Below are 17,259 nucleotides of genomic sequence, written 5' to 3'. Positions count from 1 at the left end.
TCGGTTCCTCAGAGGTCGGTCGTACAGGGAAATGAAAAGCAGAGGCGAGCAGGGGCGAGCAGGGTGTGTACGGTCAGGGGCGGAGCGTGAAAGGTCGGAGATCTCCGGGGAACACCGCACGGTCACCGGGCTCTCCGGGGGCAGCGGGGGGCCGGGGGGCGGAGGGCCGGACGTAGACCGGCTCGCCGTCGATGAAGGTGCGGGTCACCACACCGGCCAATGCCCGTTGGGCGTACGCGGTGACCTTGTTGCGCTGGTTCAGGTTCTCGGGGAGGACCACGAATGCGTCGTCGGCGCTGATCTGCACCAGATCGGCGCGGCGTCCCGCCTGGATGGCCCCGCGGTCGGACAGTCCGGCCCATTCGGCGGGATTCTGGCACATCCAGCGGACGACGTCGGTGATGCCGAGCCCCCGGAGCCGCGCCTGGGACCACACGACGGGCAGCCCGAGCTCCACCGCGCCGATGCCGCCCCACGCCGTCGCGAAGGAACCGCCGGACCCTCGGTGGTCGGCACCGCCGGCACCGAGGTCGTTGCCTTTCGCGGCGAGGGCGGAGAAGGCCACGAGGTCGTCGGAGACTCCCGCGGCTGCGGCGGCGTCGGCTGCCTCGGCGAACCGTTTGAGCTCCGCGGTGCAGGGCGAGTGGTCGGAGACGACGGTGCCGATGACACCGTCGACGAGTCCCTTCCACAGGCGTTCACGGTTGCCGGCGGTACGGATAGGCGGGCAGCACTTGTACTGTGTCGCGCCGTTCTGGATCTCTTCGCTGAACAGGGACAGGTAGTGGGGGCAGGTTTCCGCGGAGATGCGGACGCCGCGTTCCTGTGCGGCGGCGATCTGGTCGATGGACCCTGAGTCAGACAGGTGCAGGATGTGCGCCCGGCAGCCGGTCTCCTCGGCCGCGGCGATGACGGTGGCGATCGCCGCAGCCTCCGAGGAGGAGGGGCGGGACGCCAGGAAACTGTCGAAGGTCTCGTCGACACCACCTGCGGCCCCGACCTTCTCCGTGGCCTCGTCGATGATCTCCCCGTCCTCGGCATGGACGATGAGCAGACCGTCGAACTCGGCGATCTCCCTCATCGCCGCGCGCAGCTGGTCCTTGTCCAGGGGCTGGAACTCGTCCACTCCGGAGTACAGCAGGAAACACTTGAAACCGAAGACTCCGCGGTCCCAGAGTGCCCGGAGATCACCGGTGCCGATGTTCTCCGGCACGACCCCGCCCCAGAAACCTACGTTGACCTTGACCTTGTCTTTCGCGACAGCCTGTTTGGTGTCCAGGGCGTCCACGGTGACTGTCGAGGGGACGGAGTTCAGCGGCATGTCCAGCAGGGTGGTGACCCCGCCGGACGCCGCGGCCCGGGTGACCGAGGTGAACCCTTCCCAGGTGGTGCGGCCCGGCTCGTTGACGTGCACGTGGGTGTCGACGAGTCCGGGGATGAGGACCTGGTCGTCGGGGATCTCGATGATCTCGGCGTCATGGCCGGCATGTACGTCCGGCTGCAGGCCCGGGAGTACCGAGACGATGGTGGCGCCGTCGGTGACGACGGTGGCGGGTCCGAGGGTGGGACGGCTGTCGGGACCGGCCTCCTCCGGGAGGTAGACGGCCTGTGCGGCGCGGAAGATTCTGGTGGTCATGATGCCTTTCTGGTCAGGTCGTCGGGGGTCAGGTCGTCGGGGGTCACAGTCGGCCGGTGACCTGCAGTGTGCGGAGCTGGCCGGTGGTGACCCCGGTCAGGGAGAGTTCGTCGTCGGTCACCGCTCCACATCCCCGTGCCCGCAGCAGGTAGCCGGCCATGGCTTTCGCGGTGGCGGGTTCGTCCATCCAGCGGGACGTGTCGCCGGTGACGTAGGCCCGCAGCCGGGCCGCGCTCTCCTCCCAGGAGGCCCGGAAGTAGGCGATGGTGGCCAGGTGCCGGGTCACGAGCTGGTTGGGGTGCAGGTCCCATCCCTGGCGGATGCCGCGGCGCAGGTGGCGGGTCACCAGTCTGTGGTGGAGGCGCCAGCCGTCGAGGATCTCCGCCGGGGAGCCTGCGGGGATCCGGTTCGTGGAACCGTCGGAGAGTTCCACGCCGACCGCTGCGGTGGCGACCTGGAGCACATCCTTGGCGTGGTCGGCGACGGGGTGCTCCATCGACTGCCGGGCGGCGTCCACACCCATCGACGCCGAGTAGTCGTAGGTGCCGTAGTGCAGTGCGAGGATCCGGCCGGCTCCGGCCGCGAGAATGCGGGCGGGTTCGGCTTCACCGTCGATGCCGGTGACGGCCTGTGGTGTCTCGATCTGGACTTCGAAGGGGATCTCCGGGACGCCGAACTTCTCCTCGATCCGGGTGAGGACCTCGACGAGTGCCTCCACCTGGCTGTGGTGCTGCACCTTCGGGAAGGTCAGGCGCAGTGCCCGGCGGTCGCGCTTCAGCAGGTCGGCGAGGACGCCACGGTCATGGAGGCCGGCGAGGACGATGACGAGTGTGCGCAGACCGCGGTCACGCACGTCGGGGTCGAAGGACCTGAACCGGATGCCGGCGAAAGCCGGGGAGGGTCCGGTCCGGTCCGGTGCCGTCGCGTCCCGGCCGAGCCACCGGGCGAGAATGCCCGCGGCTTCGGCGGCCCGGTCGTCCTCGTCGCTGTCCCACTGCTCCGGGGGGACGCCGCGACGGGTGTACCCGTCCTCGAAGTCGATGCGGAGGTCTTCGACGGGTTCGCGCCGAAGTTTGGCCACTGTCAGCGTTCCGACCGTGTCTGCTTCTGCGTCGGGTACGCCGAGCTCACGGGCGAGCGCGGCGGCGGCGGTCTCCGGGAAGGCGGCGGAGCCGTAGCTCTCCAGGGTGGAGAGTGCGGCGTCCCCCCATGTGCCGGCGATGTCGGGGTCTGACGCGTCCCCGGTCATGAGTTGTGCGGGCACGTAGACGGTGTGCACCGGCTGACGCCATGTCACGGGTGTGGCCCACCGACCCCGGACCAGTCTGTCGGTGCCGGTGAGGCGGGCGTCGGCGAGGGCGCCGAGTTCGCCGGTCAGTTCGGAGAGGTGCCCGGAGCAGTGACCGGGGAGAGTCGGGTGGGTGTTCACACGGTCAGCTTAGTCGCAGGCTAGTCGAGGATGCGCACCGTGTTTTCACGGGCTGCGGCCGCGGTGGCGGCGTCACGCATGATCACGGACGGGCGGATGTTCTCCAGCAGGATCACGAGAATCCCCGACAGAGCGGCGCCGATGAACCAGGTGTAGGTCGCCGCTGCGGAGAACGCCGGTGTGACGACGATGACGATGCCGACGACGGCGGCCACCCCGACGGCGATCACGGCGTTGACGTTGAAGCCCTTCGTGTAGTAGTATGCGCCGGAGGGGGAGGAGTCGAACAGGGCGGGGATGTCGAGATCGCCCCGGTTGATGACGTAGAAGTACGCGATGAGCACGCCGAACACCGGTCCGATGAACGCGGCGAGGGTGTCGAGTGTGTAGTGGATCGTGTCCGGTGAGTTGTACAGGTTCCACGGGGTGAGGAACACCGATCCGACGGCGGCGATCATCCCGCCGGTGCGCCAGGAGATCTTCTTCGGTGCCACGGAGGAGAAGTCGAAGGCGGGGGCGATGAAGTTCGCGACGATGTTGATGCCGACGGTGGCGATGAGCAGGGTCAGGGCCCCGAAGGCGATGGCGTAGGTGTTGTCGAGTTCGGCGATGGTCTCCACCGGGTCGGTGATGAGTCTGCCGTAGACGGGCACTGTCGCGGACGCGGTGAGCACCACCATGACGGAGAAGACGAGGAAGTTCACCGGGAGTCCGAGGAAGTTGCCCAGCCGCACCGCCTTCTGCGACTCACCGTAGCGGGAGATGTCGCCGAAGTTGAGCATGGGTCCGGAGAAGTAGCTGACTGTCGTGGCCACGGCGGCGCAGAAGGTGGAGAAGACGGCGAACCCGGTGAGCCGGTGGTCGGAGAGGTTGAGGTCGATGTTGGACCAGCCGGCCCTGGAGCACAGGTACACGGCGAGGACGCCCATGACGATGTACACGGCCGGTCCGCAGAAGTCGATGAACCTGCGGATCGTGTCCATCCCACGCCAGAACACCAGTGCCTGGACGATCCAGAGGATCGCGAAGGCGACGTAACCCAGCACTGAGAGTCCGAGGAAGCCGTGGGCGTCCTTGTCCGCCCACTCGGCCCAATCCGGCTGCAGCTTGACCATGAGGACGACCAGCGCGTGGGAGGCGAGGTAGGTCTGGATCCCGTACCAGGCCAGGGCTATGAGTCCCCGGATCATCGCGGGGATCTTGGCACCCTGGATACCGAAGGCGGCACGGCAGACCACGGCGAAGGGGGTGCCGGAGCGTTGGGAGGGAAGTGAGACGAGGTTGCAGAAGATGTAGACGAGGAAGATGCCGATAAGCAGGGCGAGGAGTACCTGCCAGGAGGTCAGTCCGAGGGCGAAGAGGCTGCCGGCGGTGGTGTACCCGCCGACGGAGTGGACGTCTGACATCCAGAACGCGAAGACGTTGTACGACTTCCACTTCTGTTCCTTGAGTGGGGCGATGTCGTCGTTGATGAGGTCGGGGTCCGCGCCCTGCGGGTGGATGACGTCTTTGCCGGTGGTGCCGCTCATGGGATCTCCAGTTCTTCGAATCCGGTCAGCTTCTTCGGGGAGCGGGGGGCGTAGGTCCCCGTCCGTGAGGTGGTGAGTCCCTGCCTGACGAGAGATTCGGCGATGCCGACGGCGGCGGTGACGCCGTCGACGACGGGTGCGCCGAGCCGGGCGGTCAGTTCGTGTGCCCGTCCGGCCATTCCGCCGCATCCGAGGCAGACGGCCTCCGCACCGTCGGTGAGTGCCTGCCGGGCGAGGTCGAGGATGATCCGGTCGGTCCGTTCCGGGTCCTCCTCCAGTTCGAGGACGCCGAGTCCGGTGCCTCTGACGCTGACGCACCGTTCGTGAAGTCCGGCGAGCTGGAGGCGTCCGCGGATCATCGGTACGGTGCGGTCGAGGGTGGTGACCACGGCGTAGCGGTCTCCGACAGCCATGGCGGCGACGGCGGCGGCCTCGGTGATGTCGACGACGGGGACGTCGACGAGTTCCTGGAGGGCCTCGCGGCCTTCATCGCCGTATCCGGCGATGATCCACGCGTCGATCGCCGGGGTGCCGGTGGTGACCGGCGCGGTGTGGCGCCGGTGGACCGCGGTGATCACGCCCACCTGGGACAGGGCCGCTTCAATGTGGGTCTCCACGGATTCGGGTCCGGTTGCGGGGGTGACACCGATGACGGTCGTGTCGGGTGCGGCGACGGTGCGCGCGGCGTCGACGATGGTCCGGGTCATTGATGAACTGGTGTTCACGTTGACGATTCCGATGGTGGGCAAGGGCAGGCGCTTTCCGGGAGTGTTGTCAGGTTGTCGTCAGGTCAGTGACCCGGCACACGCTATGGCACGGGACTGCGTACCCGGCGACAGGCGCGTTTCGGTCATGTTAACCGTGGTCCCGGGCGTGACGGAACAGTCGGCGGGGGTGTGGGCCGGCCGGCGGGCACCGCGTGATGTCCGGCACCGGATACATGCTGACCTTGATAACTGCACCGAACGTGCGTTACAGTTACGGATGACCGGAGGGGGTGGTGCGATTCCGGGAGGAAACAGACATGCAACACAGGAGAAACACGGGAGCTGAAATGACAACGGGAATCACCGCACAGACAACGCCGGGAAGAGGGCCCGACCGCGCGCCGGTGTCGCCTGCGCGACGGTGGGGCTTCCTCATCCTGCTCAGCCTGGGCCTCTTCCTCGTCGGCGCGGACAACTCGATCCTCTACACGGCGCTGCCCGCACTCAGGGACCAGCTGCACACCACCGACCTGCAGGGGCTGTGGATCATCAACGCCTACCCGCTGGTGCTCTGCGGACTGCTGCTCGGCGTCGGAACCCTCGGTGACCGCATCGGCCACCGGTTGATGTTCACCGTCGGCGTCACCGTGTTCGGCCTCGGTTCACTGCTGGCGGCACTGTCTCCGACCGCCACCGCCCTCATCGCCGCCCGGGCCGTCCTGGGCGTCGGAGCGGCGACAATGATGCCCGCCACCCTGGCGCTCATCCGCCAGATCTTCACCGACGAGCGGGAACGCAACACCGCCATCGGTGTCTGGGTCTCGGTCGCGGTCGTCGGTTCAGCCTCCGGGCCGGTGCTCGGCGGTCTGCTGCTGGAACACTATTCATGGCACTCGGTGTTCCTCATCAACATCCCGGTGGCCGTCACCGTCCTCATCGGCACGGTCCTGTTCGCTCCGGCGAACCTGCCGGATCCCACGCGGCAGTGGGACCTGGCGTCCTCGGTCCTGGCGATGGTCGCGATGGTCGGCGGCATCATGACCGTCAAGGAGCTGGCCAACCCTGACCGCACCGCGGTCCTCCTCGTCTCGGCCCTGGCCGTCGGCACCGTCGGGGCGGTGGCGTTCTCCCGCAGGCAGGGCTACCTGCGGTCGGTGGGGCGCGAACCTCTGCTGGAGTTCGGAATCTTCCGCAACGCCATGTTCACCGGCGGTACTCTCGCCGCGGTGCTGACCATGTTCATCATGTCCGGCACCGAGATGATGACCACCCAGCGCTACCAGACCGCCGGCGGGTTCAGCCCGCTCGAGGCCGGCATGCTGGTGGCCAGTGCCGCGGTTCCGGCTGTCCCGGCGTCCGTGCTCGGCGGGGCGTTCCTGCACCGACTCGGGTTCCGCACCCTGATCAGCGGAGGTTTCCTCCTCATGGCGGCGGGTCTGCTGGTGGGGCTGTGGGCGTTCGCCCATGCACCGTTGGCGGTGTTCGTGCTCTGTCTCGTGGCCCTCGGCGTCGGCGCCGGGATGGTCATGTCTGTCTCGTCCACGGCGATCATAGGTTCGGCACCGGAGTCCCGGGCAGGCATGGCGGCCTCCGTCGAGGAGGTCTCCTACGAGTTCGGAACCCTGCTGTCCGTGGCGGTCCTGGGTAGTCTGATGCCCATGTTCTACGCGCTGAAGGCACCCGAGGCTGTGGCCCATGACGTGGACCACGGCGTCAACCACCCGGTCTTCGGTGCCCAGGCGGTCGCCGCCTATGACTCGGCCTACCAGTACGTCATCTTCATCGCCTGTGTCGTGGCCCTGGTCGGCGCCGTGGTCACCGCCAGGTGCTTCCGCGGTAACCCCAGGGGGACCGTTGCGCTCAAGTAAGAGGGACCTCATCCTGGACGCCGCGGTGAAGATCATCGGTGAGGCGGGGGTGGACGCCGTGACCTACGAGTCCCTCGCGGAAGCAGCCGGAATGTCGAAGTCCGGCATGGTCTACCACTTCCCCTCCCGCCGTGACCTGCTCCTGGGGATCCACCGGCATCTCGCGGCCAGGTGGGAACGCGAACTGGAGGACGCCGCGGGCGGAACCGCGGACGAGGTGGACGCCGCGACCCGCCTGCGTGCGGTCGTGGAGACCATGAGTCACTCGGCGACCCGTGCCGAGCTGATGGTGCAGCTGGACGCCGGATCCGATCCGGCGTTCGCGGAAGTCTGGGACGAGGTCGACGGGCGGTGGATGCCCTCGGCGACGGCGATGACCGGTGACGGGGAGGCCGCCGGGCTCGCGCGGGCGTCCTACCTGGTGCAGATCGCCGCCGACGGACTGTGGGTCCACGACCACGTGCACAGGACGTTGACGCAGGCGCAGCGGCGCGTCCTCACCGAAGCGATCCTGGACATGATCCCCTGAACCCCGGCGTATCCGACCGCCAGGCTGCGGTGACTGCGGATTCTGCGGCTTCTGTGGTGTCAGCGTCGACGGAGCAGCAGCGCACGGTCACGTGACCGGGCGACCGAACCGTCCGGCAGGATCTCGTCGCGTTCCGGGGCGCCGCCGGCGACCACCGTCCAGTCCTCCGGGTCGAGTCCGGGAACCGTGGATACCGCGGCAGCACGGTCCGGGCCGGTGGAGCCGTGTCCGCCGGCGTCGGCAGGTGCGCCGGAGTCGTCCCCGGGGAGGATGTGGGAGAGGACGAAGAGATGGCCGCCGGGGGCGAGGAGGTCACCGGCGGTGTGCAGCAGGGAAGCACGGTCGGCCTGTGACGGTGAGTGCAGGTAGCTGACGGTCACGAGATCCGGGCGTGGCCTGGTCCCGCTGTTGACGGCGTCGCTGTACCCCACCAGGCCGTCTGCGGTGAACTCCACCCGGTCGCCTGCTCCGGCCTTCTCGGCGAGGGCACGCGCGCGTCCCAGTGCGGTTCCGGAGACTTCGACTCCGGTGGTTGTCCAGCCGTGGGTGGCGAGCCAGACCGCGTCGGCGCCTTCACCACATCCGATGTCGGCCGCGTGGGCAGCTCCGGCCGCTCCGGTCGCGTGGGCGGCTCCGCCCGTGGCGTCCTCGCCGAGGTACCTGGTCAGGTAGTCGACGAGGGCGGAGTTCGGGCGTCCGCTCCAGCGGGGCCGGGCACCGGCGTAACTGCTCTCCCAGTAGCCGGCGTCGGCGATCTCCGGGCGTCCGCGGTGTGGTTCGGTGGCGCGCACGGCGGCGTCCGTGTCCTCCTCGATGAGCGCGAGGTTCAGGGCGGACGCCGTCATCGTGGCCAGTCCGCCGGACATCGGGACATTCAGCCAGGGCTGGACGACATTGCCCGCCGCCCAGATCCGCGGGTGCCCGGTCCTGCCGGCCGGGTCGACGGTGAGGAAGCTGCCCGATCCCGGGACCTGCGTCCGGTCCAGGCCGAGGCCGGCGACGCAGGAGTCGCGGGGCCGGGGAACAGGGACGACAGCCAGGGCGTCGAGTTCGTGGACGCTGCCGTCAGCGGTCCGCACCCCGGTGAGGGTTCCGCCGGAGGACAGGACCTCGGTCACCGGGGACCCGGTCAACCGTATGCCGCGGGCGGCGAACCGTGCGCGGGTGTCCTCGTCCATGTCCCTGAGCGCCGCGGTGCCGGCCTCGCCCACCGGCAGGACGGTGAGACGGTCGGTCCACTGTCTCAGCAGCATCCCGTAGTGGGCGATGCTCCCGGAGGTCGCGAGAACTCCGATGCGCCGGTCCCGGACCTCCCATCCGTGGCAGTAGGGACACTGGAACACGGTGTCTCCCCAGTGCTCGGCGAGTCCGGGGACATCCGGGAGTTCGTCGTCGACTCCACCGGCGAGGAGCAGCGCACGCGTGTACTCCACGGTCCCGTCGGCACAGGTGACCTTCAGTCCCCGGACGATGTCGCCGACCTGTGCGACGGTTCCGGTGGTGACGGTGACGTCGTAGCGTTCCAGTTCCCGGTGGCCGGCTTCCAGCAGGTCGAGCGGGGGAAGCCCGTCGTGGCCGAGTACGCCGTGCATGTGGCCGGCGAAGCGGTTGCGGGGGGCTGCGGAGTCGATGACGAGGACGCGGCGACGTGCGCGTCCGAGGGTGAGGGCGGCGCTGAGGCCGGCTGCTCCGCCACCGACGATGATCACGTCGTAGGCGGTCGCGATGGTGGTGTGCTGATGCATGGTCGCCAGACTGCACCACCCTCACCGCGGACCGCAATGCGTGTTGCCGGACCGGCAACAGATCAGGGTCACCACGATGACGACGACCCCGCAGACCGCGGTGACGAGAGTGCCGGTCCACGCCCCGGGGCCGCCGGCGGCCAGCGCTCCTGCGACCGCCGCCCCGACAGCGGTACCGACCTGCCTCGCCGTCGAGGTCACACCCCCTGCCACGCAGAACCATAAAGGGACTCGACATCGGAGGAGGTGAGACCGAAATTTGGCGAAGTGACCGCCTCACGGCCACGGGAATTCCCCAAAGTGACCGGAAACTAGCTCTTATACGAACCAAGTTGATTATAGGGAACGTACCGACCTGCCTCGCCGTCGAGGTCACACCCCCTGCCACGCCCGCCCGGTCCGCGGGAAGACTGTTCACCGCCGTGGTGGTGAGCGGAGAACTGGACAGGCCCACCCCGGTACCGGTGAGGAGACAGCCGGCGGACAGCAGGACACGGTCGACACCGCCGTCGCCGGCCGCGACGCTGAGCAGCAGTCCGCCCGCAGCCAGACAGGCACCGGAGACCAGCAGTGGCGTCCCCGCCCCTGTCCTCCCGACCAGGAGTCCGGACACCGGGGCACCGACGAAGGCACCGAGCGCGGCCGGCAGGGCAGCGGTTCCGGCGGCGGTGGCGGACCAGCCGTAGGCGTCCTGCAGCAGGACAGTCGTCAGGACCAGCATCACGCTGAACGCGGTGAACACCACGACCGCCGAGACGACCGCCCCGGTGAACGGCAGGAACCGGAAGAGTCCCGGGTCCAGCAGCGGTTCGGCACGCCTGGACGAGGTGAGGACGAACACCGGCACCGTCACCACCAGGACCAGGACAGCTGTCACGGTGACCGGGGAAGACCATCCGAGACGGGGTCCTTCGATGAGCAGTCCCACCCCGCACACCAGCAGCAGTGTCAGCAGCAGCTGTCCGGGAATGTCAGGACGCCGCGGTTGTCCGGCCCGTGACTCCGGAACGAACCGTGCCACCAGCGCCAGTGCCGCGGCCACCAGGGGAATGTTGATCCAGAACACTCCCTGCCACCCGACCGTATCGGTGAGCAGACCTCCGGCCACCGGGCCCACGGCAGTACTCAGCCCGAACACCGACCCCCACACCCCGACCGCCAGGGCACGCTCCCGCGGTTCGGTGATCACGTTGACCACGATCGCGAGGGCGACCGGGGAGAGCATCGAGGCGCCGACCCCCTGGACCGCGCGCGCCGTGACGAGCATCCCGGCCGTCGGTGCCAGGGCACAGGCCAGGGACGCCGCGGCGAAGATGACCAGTCCGGTGCAGAACACCCGTCGGCGTCCGAACCGGTCGGCCAGGGCCCCGGAGGTGATCAGCAGTCCGGCGAAGGGGACGGTGTAGGCGTCCACCACCCAGGCCAGCTGGCCGGGGTCGACCTGAAGTCCGTCGCCGACCGCGGGGAGGGCGACGGTGACGACGGTGGTGTCCAGCCCGACGAGGAACAGCGCGGAGGCGCAGACCGCCAGGACCGTCCACCGTCGGGTGGGGGAGAGCGCGGTTGCTGTGGTCTGTGACGGGTGCACGGGATCTCCGGGGCAGGGTGGCTGGGGAACAGGTGATGTCGCGTCCACATCATGGGGCCGGCCGGCCCCGGGGAACCAGGTTTCTTGCGGAGACTGCAAGAAGGTCAGGAAGGTGCAGGACGGGGACAGGAGAGGGCGCAGGAGAGGGCGCAGGGGAGGGCCGTCCGCCACAGGCCCGCTGCGGGACACCCCCGGAGAATTCTGGGACACTGTGAGCATGACCGACCCCGCCACCGGCCACAGTGTCGACGGAAACACCGGGCGCAGCCCCGGTGGACCTGCCCAGCTCTCCGCTGTCCTCAGCGCGGTGGGTCCGAGGCTCCGGGCACTGCGCCGGGGGCGCGGGCTCACCCTCGCCGAAGTGGGCAGGAGGTCAGGGCTGTCGGTCAGTGTGCTGTCCCGGGTGGAGACCGGCCGACGGCAGCCCACCCTGGACCTGCTCATCCCCCTTGCCCGTGTGTACCGGGTGAGCCTCGACGAGATGGTGGACCCGCCGCAGACCGGTGACCCACGGGTGAACCTGAAGCCCCGGGCTTTCACCGGACCGTCCTCGGACCGCAGCGTGATCGTCCCCCTCACCGGGTACCCGGGCAGGGTGCAGGTGTTCAAGCATGTCCTCGGTCCCCGCGAACCGCGCCTGGTCAGCCACCCCGGGTATGCCTGGCTCTACGTCCTGGCAGGTTCACTGCGCCTGCTTTTCGGTGATCCTGAGACAGGCAGGGAAGGCAGGGAAGGTGGGGAAATCGTGGAGGAGCTTGTTCTGCAGCCGGGGGAGACGGCCCGGTTCGACCCACTGACTCCGCACTGGTTCGGACCGGTGGGGCAGACCACTGTGGAACTGCTGCACCTGTTCGGCCCTCAGGGCCACGGCCCGGTCACCCGGCTGTCCCGGCCCTGACCCTGGTCTTCGCGGTCGTGGTGACGGCGGCGATCGCGGTGGTCAACGGCACCGCGGCGACGAGAGCCAGGGACCCGGTCGCCGAGCGCAGGATCTCGGTGGCCATGATGTCGGAGGTGAGGATGTGGTTCAGTGAGCGGCCGGAGACGCTGAGCAGGACCAGCAGGGGAAGGGCGGCGCCGGCGTAGGAGAGCACCAGGGTGTACACCGTCGACGCCAGGTGGTCGCGTCCCACCCGCATCGCGGTGGTGAACAGTTTCCAGCGGGAGGCGTCCGGGTCCGCCGCCTGGAGTTCACTGATCGTGGAGGCCTGGGCGACTGTCACGTCGTTGAGCACGCCGAGGGTGCCGATGATGAATCCGGCGAGCAGCAGTCCGGTGACCTGCACCCCGGGGAGGTACAGCAGGATCTGGAAGTTGTTCTCGTCGGCGAGGCCCCTCAGTTCCGAGGTGTCGATGGCCAGGGCGGCGAGTCCGGTGCCCAGCATCATCGCCACGAGAGTGCCTCCCAGGGAGGACGCCGTCTTCCAGTTCATCCCGTGCACGAGGAAGAGCACCAGGTACAGCACCGCCGCGCAGGCAGTGATCGCCAGTGTGACGGGGTTGCCGCCGCGGGCGAGCGCGGGCAGCAGGAACACCGCGATAACGCCGAGGGTGATCGCCAGTCCCACGATCGCCCTCACTCCCCGCCATGCGCCGACCACGCAGATGGCCAGCAGGGTGACCGCCAGCCAGATCCACAGGGGGGTTCCCCGCTGGAAGTCCTGGAAGGCGTAGGAGCGGGTCCCGTCCTGGTTGGTGGTGGTGGACAGCAGGACCTTGTCGCCGATGTTGACGTCGGCGTCACCGTCTGCGTTAGGTGAGGCCAGCAGTGTGCGGGTTCCTTCGTCGGGTCCGTCGGTGATGTCCACGATCAGCTGGTCGCAGGCCCGGGTGCCGGCGGGCACCTGTTCGGTGGCGGGCGCGGAGGTGAACGTCCGGCCGATCTGCGCCGAGGAGCAGGAGCCGGAGGTTTCCAGGGCGACCGTGCCTTCGGCGACCTGCTGGGCGAGGTTGGATGTCTGGTGGAAGTTGTCGCTGGTGACTGCTTTTCCGTGGGGCCACTGGAGCGTCACGGCGATGACGGTGGCCACGGCGCCGAGGAAGAGGAAGGACGCCAGGATCACCCGTGGCGCGGTCCAGACGATCTTGCGCGGGTCCGAGATCCACGGTCCGGTGTCGTGGGAGTGGCTGTGCACGTGCCCGCTCCGGTGGACGGGTCCGGGGTCAGACTCGGGGTCAGACTCGGGGGAACGGGGGGAGGTGCGGTCACGGTCAGGACCGTGCGGGTGAACCCCCGGCTCCGCCGGGGTCGGCGCCGCAGCCGGGGACTCCGGTCGGTCGGGTTCCGGGGCTGCATGGTGTCGTCCCACGTCAGAGCTGCCTTTCTCTGGGGTTGATCTGGTGAGCCAGATGCAGTGGTCCCGGTTGCCGGGCTGTCCCGACCAGTCTGCCACGCGTCGGGCCAACTCCGGATCTGCGCCGGGCCGCGGTTGCGTCCGGGTCCGGTTCCCGGAGGCGGCAGACGGGCGGAAGAAATGGTAGGAGACGGAGAGGGGACACAGAAGGTGCCGGTGATAACAGAAGAAACAGTAAGTAAGGTGTGCCTTGGAATGACGTCGACAGGCATTCGCCGGAAATGTGCGGGTGTCACAGGGAGAAGGAGAATATGGCGGACCATCGACGGCCCGACGGGCCGGAGGACCAGTGGCAGGACCGGTACCGGCCTCAGGCACCACAGTGGAACACCCCACCTCAGCGGACCGGGCATGCCGGTCAGACCGGACAGCCCCCGCAGCAGCCGGGTCGTTGGTCGGGCCTTCCGGTACAGGCACCGACGGGACCGTCGTCACCGTCGGTCCCGCCGGCGACGCACTCCGGTCAGCCCGGTGTGACGACCGGCATGTTCACTCCTGTGACAGTTGGGGCTGCCGCAGGGGTACTGCTCCTGCTCACCGTGCTGAGCTACTCGCTGAACTGGAAGAAAGCCGTGGAAGATGACGGAGGTTCTGCCCTGGTCAACGGCTTCGGGATACAGAAGATCTTCTCCGACGGCGAATCCGCCCGTAGCCTGGCCACCCCCTGGTTCTTCCTCTCCCTCGTGGTGGTGCTGCTCGTCGCAGCTGCCGCGGTGCTGGCACTGACGTCGGTGTACCGGCGGATCGCCGCCCTGTGTCTGACCGTTGCTGGAGGCGTCGGGCTGCTCTACGGGCTCCTGTCGCTGGTCACGGACTTCGGCATGGACGAGAACTTCATGGGGCTGACGATGAATGCGGCTGCGGGTGACACCCCGCTCGACTTCGGCGTCCGCTTCGGTCTCATCTTCGCCGTCCTCGTCAGCCTGGCGACACTGGCGGTGGGTCTGCTGTACCTCCTGTCCGGCCCGGGACCGCTGCTGCCCGCTGCCACCCGTGCCCCGGTGTCCGGCCTCCTGCGTCCGCTGTATGTGGCGTCCTCGTCGGTCCTCCTTCTTCTGCTGCTCACCGGCAGCTACCTCCTGGACTGGCGGACAGTGACAGAGAAAGACTCCGGCAGCAGGTTCAGCATCGGTGTCGACGGTCTGGGACGCCGGACTTTCGACATGTACGCCGGTGGAGAGACCCTCTCGGTGACGGACGTGAACCTGGGCGCCCTGCTCACGGCGTCCGCGGTCATCGTCCTTGTCGCCGGCGGTGTCCTCCTGGTCGCAGCGACCGGTCGGACGTTGGCCGGGGCGGTGCTTCTCACCGGAGGTGCGGCACTGTCGACGGTGTACACCCTGGTCGGGCTACTGAGTGACCTGGGAGCACTCCGGGAGTGGGGCGGCGAGGATCCCACCGCGGGACTCATTGACAGCACCGATGTATCGCCCGGGATCTTCGCCTCGCTGTTCCTCAGCCTGGTCCTCCTGGCGGTCGCGGTGGTGTACCTGCTCGCACAGTTCGGGATCATCGGCGGTAGCCGGCGACTGCTACCTCAGCAGACTTCCGGTCCGCAGGGTTTCGGTCCGTCGGTCGCGGCACCTCAGGAACAGGGACGGCAGAACCCGCAGTTCGGCGGCTTCTCCGGCGGGTACCCGGACCACCGGTAGCGGCCTCTCGGAAGTGTCCGGGCGCTGCCATCCGGAAACAGTGTCCGGAAACGGTGTCCGGAAGAGGTGTCCGGAACAGGTGTTCAGAACAGGCGGCGTCCCCGCTGCCGTAGCCGAATCACCGGATTCTTTCCGGCTGCGCCGAGGCGCAGGACCCTGTCGGTGAGCAGTCCGGCGACGGCCATGTCGGTCTCCGTGGGGGCTTCGTCACTGACTGACATCCTCGGCAGCCAGGAATTGTCGGGGTCGGGCTCACCCATCTCCACGAGCCGGCCGTTGTCCACGTCGATCCAGTAACCGCGTTCGGCCATGTAGCGGGTGCGGTGGCCCTCGAACTCGTCGCCGCGCCAGCCGCCGTCGGGGATCCGGAAGACATAGGGGCACCAGCCGTAGCGGGACGGGACGATGTACGTCGTCTCCGGTTTGATGCTCCAGTGCCCCCGCGCAGAACTCCACACCTGGTCAGGACCGTCAGACAGGGACATTCCCAGGCGCAGTCTCCGGTTGAGGTCATTGTCGTGGAGTACCCCGGGAACCACCGTGGCAAGCTCGTCCAGGTCAGAGGCGTCGGTGATGTGCCAGCCCAGCCACGCCTCCTCCGGGGAGGCCCATGTCCCGGTGGGATCGGCGGGCACCCTGGCAGGCAGTGCATTCCCCGCATTGCGCGGGGTACGCTGCCGCACCGCGTACCCCCACAGTCGCGGAGGGCCCATCCGGAACAGGACCACGGTTTCGGAGGGCAGGTTGTCGTGCACGCTCTGCCGGGTCAGGGTCTGCCCGGTGGCGATCCGTTCGAGGATCCTGCGGGCACGCTCCGACTCCACCTGCCGCGCGGCGGTCCGGCCGGGTTCCGTCTCCCCGAGTTGGGCGGTGACGAGCAGTTCGATGAGATCGGTGACGTCGACGACATCGGTGAGCTTGTCGCTGAAGGCGTCGTGGGCGTCGTAGCCTCCGAGGACGGCGACACGCCTGACCAGCTCCGGGGACAGGGTGAGACGGTTTCTCGCACCCTGGAGTTCCGCGGCCGTGAGATCGCGCTGTGTCGGGTCCTGGGGCATGAGGCGTCCTCAGTTGTCGTCGGGATCGGTGGGATCGGTGGGATCGGTCGGATCGTCGGTGTCAGTCGCGGCAGTGCGGTCGGTGCGGTCAGCGTGGCAGGGGTGACCGGTCGTCCGTCATCCGTCGTACAGATGACACTCTAGCCACGACTCCCCCCGGAGGGGGGTATCGGAGGGAGAGGTGCCGGCAGGGGACCCGGCGACGCCCGGAGCCGCCGAGCGCCAGCAGGGCCGGTAGCTTGGCCGGCAGCCTGGCCGGCAGCAGGGCCACGACGGTGACCCGGCTTCCCCACGCCCGGCGGTGGTCCTGCTGAGCTCTACGGGGGTTCCCGTTCACACTGGTCACGGACTCGTCACAGTGTTGTGCGTAGTTAGGAACGCCGCCTCGGACGCTGCTAACGTGGGTCCCATGTCCACCACCAGCCAGGTCGCCACGGGTCACGGCGTCACGGGAGTGCCCGCACTGACAACCGGTGAAGTCTCACCGGTCGTTGACGTGCAGGTCAGGGGCACGCGGAGTGCCGGGTCACCGGCGGAGCAGTCGAACGACCGCCCCCACAGGGCCGTGTCCGCCCCGAGGTCCCGCGCTGACCGGTTCATGCTGCGGATGCTCCGGATCAGCCCGGCGGATGTCGACAAGATCGACACCGAAGAAGTACGCGCCGCCCACCGCGCTTTCCGGTGGGCGATCGTCGTCTCCGCCGTGCGCTGCACCATCAGTTACGTCATCATCCCGGTACTGATTCCGATTCTCAGCGTGATGGGCTCGTTGGCTTCACCGATCAGCATCGCCCTGTGCCTGGTCGCGCTCGTCAACGGCTGGCTCGGTGTCCGTCGGTTCTGGAAGACCGACCACCAGGGAAAGTGGGTCTACACCTGGTTCATGGCTCTGATATACGTCATAAGTATCGGGACGATCATCCACGAGATGACGAAGGTGCTGGCCTCATGAACGAGACGAACAGTTCCGCCCGTTCCACCGCCCGGTCCGGTGACACCGACGATCCCACCGCATATGAGGAGGCCCTGCGCAGGCAGGAGGAACTCCAGGCTGAACAGCAGGAGATCCCGTACTCCTCGAACGCCGACGTCGTCACGATGATCCTCGGAGCCCTGATGCTCATCGGGCTCATCATCTGTATGACGATCTACATGTGACCTGCC

The 17,259-nt window shown here is 68.3% G+C and carries 14 protein-coding genes and 1 pseudogene; 6 read left to right on the top strand and 9 right to left on the bottom strand.

The genetic code is table 11. The annotated features are described in order from the left end of the window. Positions 1-73 precede the first annotated feature (73 nt). Genes allB through BN3906_RS11245 form a run of 4 tightly spaced genes read right to left on the bottom strand, consistent with a single transcriptional unit; the run spans position 74 to position 5,343 of the window. The gene (gene allB, locus BN3906_RS11260; RefSeq protein ID WP_066588401.1) at positions 74-1,636 is read right to left on the bottom strand and encodes an allantoinase AllB; all 1,563 of its coding nucleotides are present in this window, start codon (positions 1,634-1,636) and stop codon (positions 74-76) included. 43 nt (positions 1,637-1,679) lie between these two features. Then, complete coding sequence (locus BN3906_RS11255) at positions 1,680-3,065, bottom strand: HpcH/HpaI aldolase/citrate lyase family protein (protein ID WP_261796992.1); 1,386 nt, start codon at positions 3,063-3,065, stop codon at positions 1,680-1,682. Between the two features lie 20 nt (positions 3,066-3,085). Beyond that, positions 3,086-4,594, bottom strand: coding sequence for an NCS1 family nucleobase:cation symporter-1 (locus tag BN3906_RS11250; protein ID WP_066588399.1), 1,509 nt, complete (start codon positions 4,592-4,594; stop codon positions 3,086-3,088). Continuing rightward, positions 4,591-5,343, bottom strand: coding sequence for an aspartate/glutamate racemase family protein (locus BN3906_RS11245; protein ID WP_390620344.1), 753 nt, complete (start codon positions 5,341-5,343; stop codon positions 4,591-4,593). Before BN3906_RS11245 ends, BN3906_RS11250 begins: the two co-directional genes overlap by 4 nt. 305 nt (positions 5,344-5,648) lie before the next feature. Between BN3906_RS11245 and BN3906_RS11240 the strand changes: the two genes are divergently transcribed. After that, on the top strand, positions 5,649-7,169 hold the full coding sequence (locus BN3906_RS11240; RefSeq protein WP_078057389.1) for an MFS transporter: 1,521 nt from the start codon (positions 5,649-5,651) through the stop codon (positions 7,167-7,169). Next, a complete protein-coding gene (locus BN3906_RS11235; protein WP_066588396.1) occupies positions 7,156-7,698 on the top strand; it encodes a TetR/AcrR family transcriptional regulator in 543 nt (180 codons plus the stop codon). Before BN3906_RS11240 ends, BN3906_RS11235 begins: the two co-directional genes overlap by 14 nt. Positions 7,699-7,757: 59 nt before the next feature. Here BN3906_RS11235 and BN3906_RS11230 read toward each other — a convergent pair whose 3' ends face one another. The 3 genes and pseudogenes from BN3906_RS11230 to BN3906_RS15375 form a co-directional block, all read right to left on the bottom strand. Next, positions 7,758-9,443 carry a bifunctional NAD(P)/FAD-dependent oxidoreductase/class I SAM-dependent methyltransferase gene (locus tag BN3906_RS11230; protein WP_066588394.1) on the bottom strand — a complete coding sequence of 562 codons (1,686 nt, stop codon included), beginning with the start codon at positions 9,441-9,443 and terminating at the stop codon, positions 7,758-7,760. A 21-nt stretch (positions 9,444-9,464) separates the two neighbouring features. Further along, a complete protein-coding gene (locus BN3906_RS11225; RefSeq protein WP_147592942.1) occupies positions 9,465-9,656 on the bottom strand; it encodes a hypothetical protein in 192 nt (63 codons plus the stop codon). A gap of 190 nt (positions 9,657-9,846) precedes the next feature. Then, positions 9,847-11,250, bottom strand: a pseudogene (locus tag BN3906_RS15375) (MFS transporter); the annotation flags it as partial. Here BN3906_RS15375 and BN3906_RS11215 point away from each other — a divergent pair. Next, positions 11,249-11,929, top strand: coding sequence for an XRE family transcriptional regulator (locus tag BN3906_RS11215; protein WP_078057388.1), 681 nt, complete (start codon positions 11,249-11,251; stop codon positions 11,927-11,929). The pseudogene BN3906_RS15375 and the gene BN3906_RS11215 sit on opposite strands and share 2 nt — an antisense overlap. Here BN3906_RS11215 and BN3906_RS11210 read toward each other — a convergent pair. Beyond that, positions 11,907-13,166: a YibE/F family protein gene (locus tag BN3906_RS11210; protein WP_078057507.1), complete on the bottom strand. Its 1,260-nt coding sequence runs from the start codon at positions 13,164-13,166 to the stop codon at positions 11,907-11,909. The genes BN3906_RS11215 and BN3906_RS11210 overlap by 23 nt on opposite strands. Positions 13,167-13,870: 704 nt before the next feature. On the opposite strand from BN3906_RS11210, the gene BN3906_RS11205 reads away from it, so the two are divergent. Further along, entirely contained in the window at positions 13,871-15,037 is a 1,167-nt protein-coding gene (locus tag BN3906_RS11205) for a hypothetical protein (RefSeq protein WP_162620193.1), read from the top strand. 83 nt (positions 15,038-15,120) lie between these two features. Here the strand turns inward: BN3906_RS11205 and BN3906_RS11200 are convergent, their stop codons facing one another. After that, positions 15,121-16,095, bottom strand: a complete 975-nt coding sequence (locus BN3906_RS11200) for a hypothetical protein (protein ID WP_066588379.1) — start codon at positions 16,093-16,095, stop codon at positions 15,121-15,123. 409 nt (positions 16,096-16,504) lie between these two features. Between BN3906_RS11200 and BN3906_RS11195 the strand changes: the two genes are divergently transcribed. Further along, positions 16,505-17,047 (top strand): hypothetical protein, encoded by a 543-nt coding sequence (locus BN3906_RS11195; protein ID WP_261796990.1) that lies wholly within the window; start codon positions 16,505-16,507, stop codon positions 17,045-17,047. Then, positions 17,044-17,253, top strand: coding sequence for a hypothetical protein (locus tag BN3906_RS11190; RefSeq protein WP_066588377.1), 210 nt, complete (start codon positions 17,044-17,046; stop codon positions 17,251-17,253). The genes BN3906_RS11195 and BN3906_RS11190 overlap by 4 nt, the downstream gene beginning before the upstream one ends. Positions 17,254-17,259 lie beyond the last annotated feature (6 nt).

Source organism: Corynebacterium provencense, assembly GCA_900049755.1.
GTDB lineage: Bacteria > Actinomycetota > Actinomycetes > Mycobacteriales > Mycobacteriaceae > Corynebacterium > Corynebacterium neomassiliense.
Note: the sequence above shows the minus strand (reverse complement) of the source record. Positions and strands in the feature narration are given on the sequence as shown.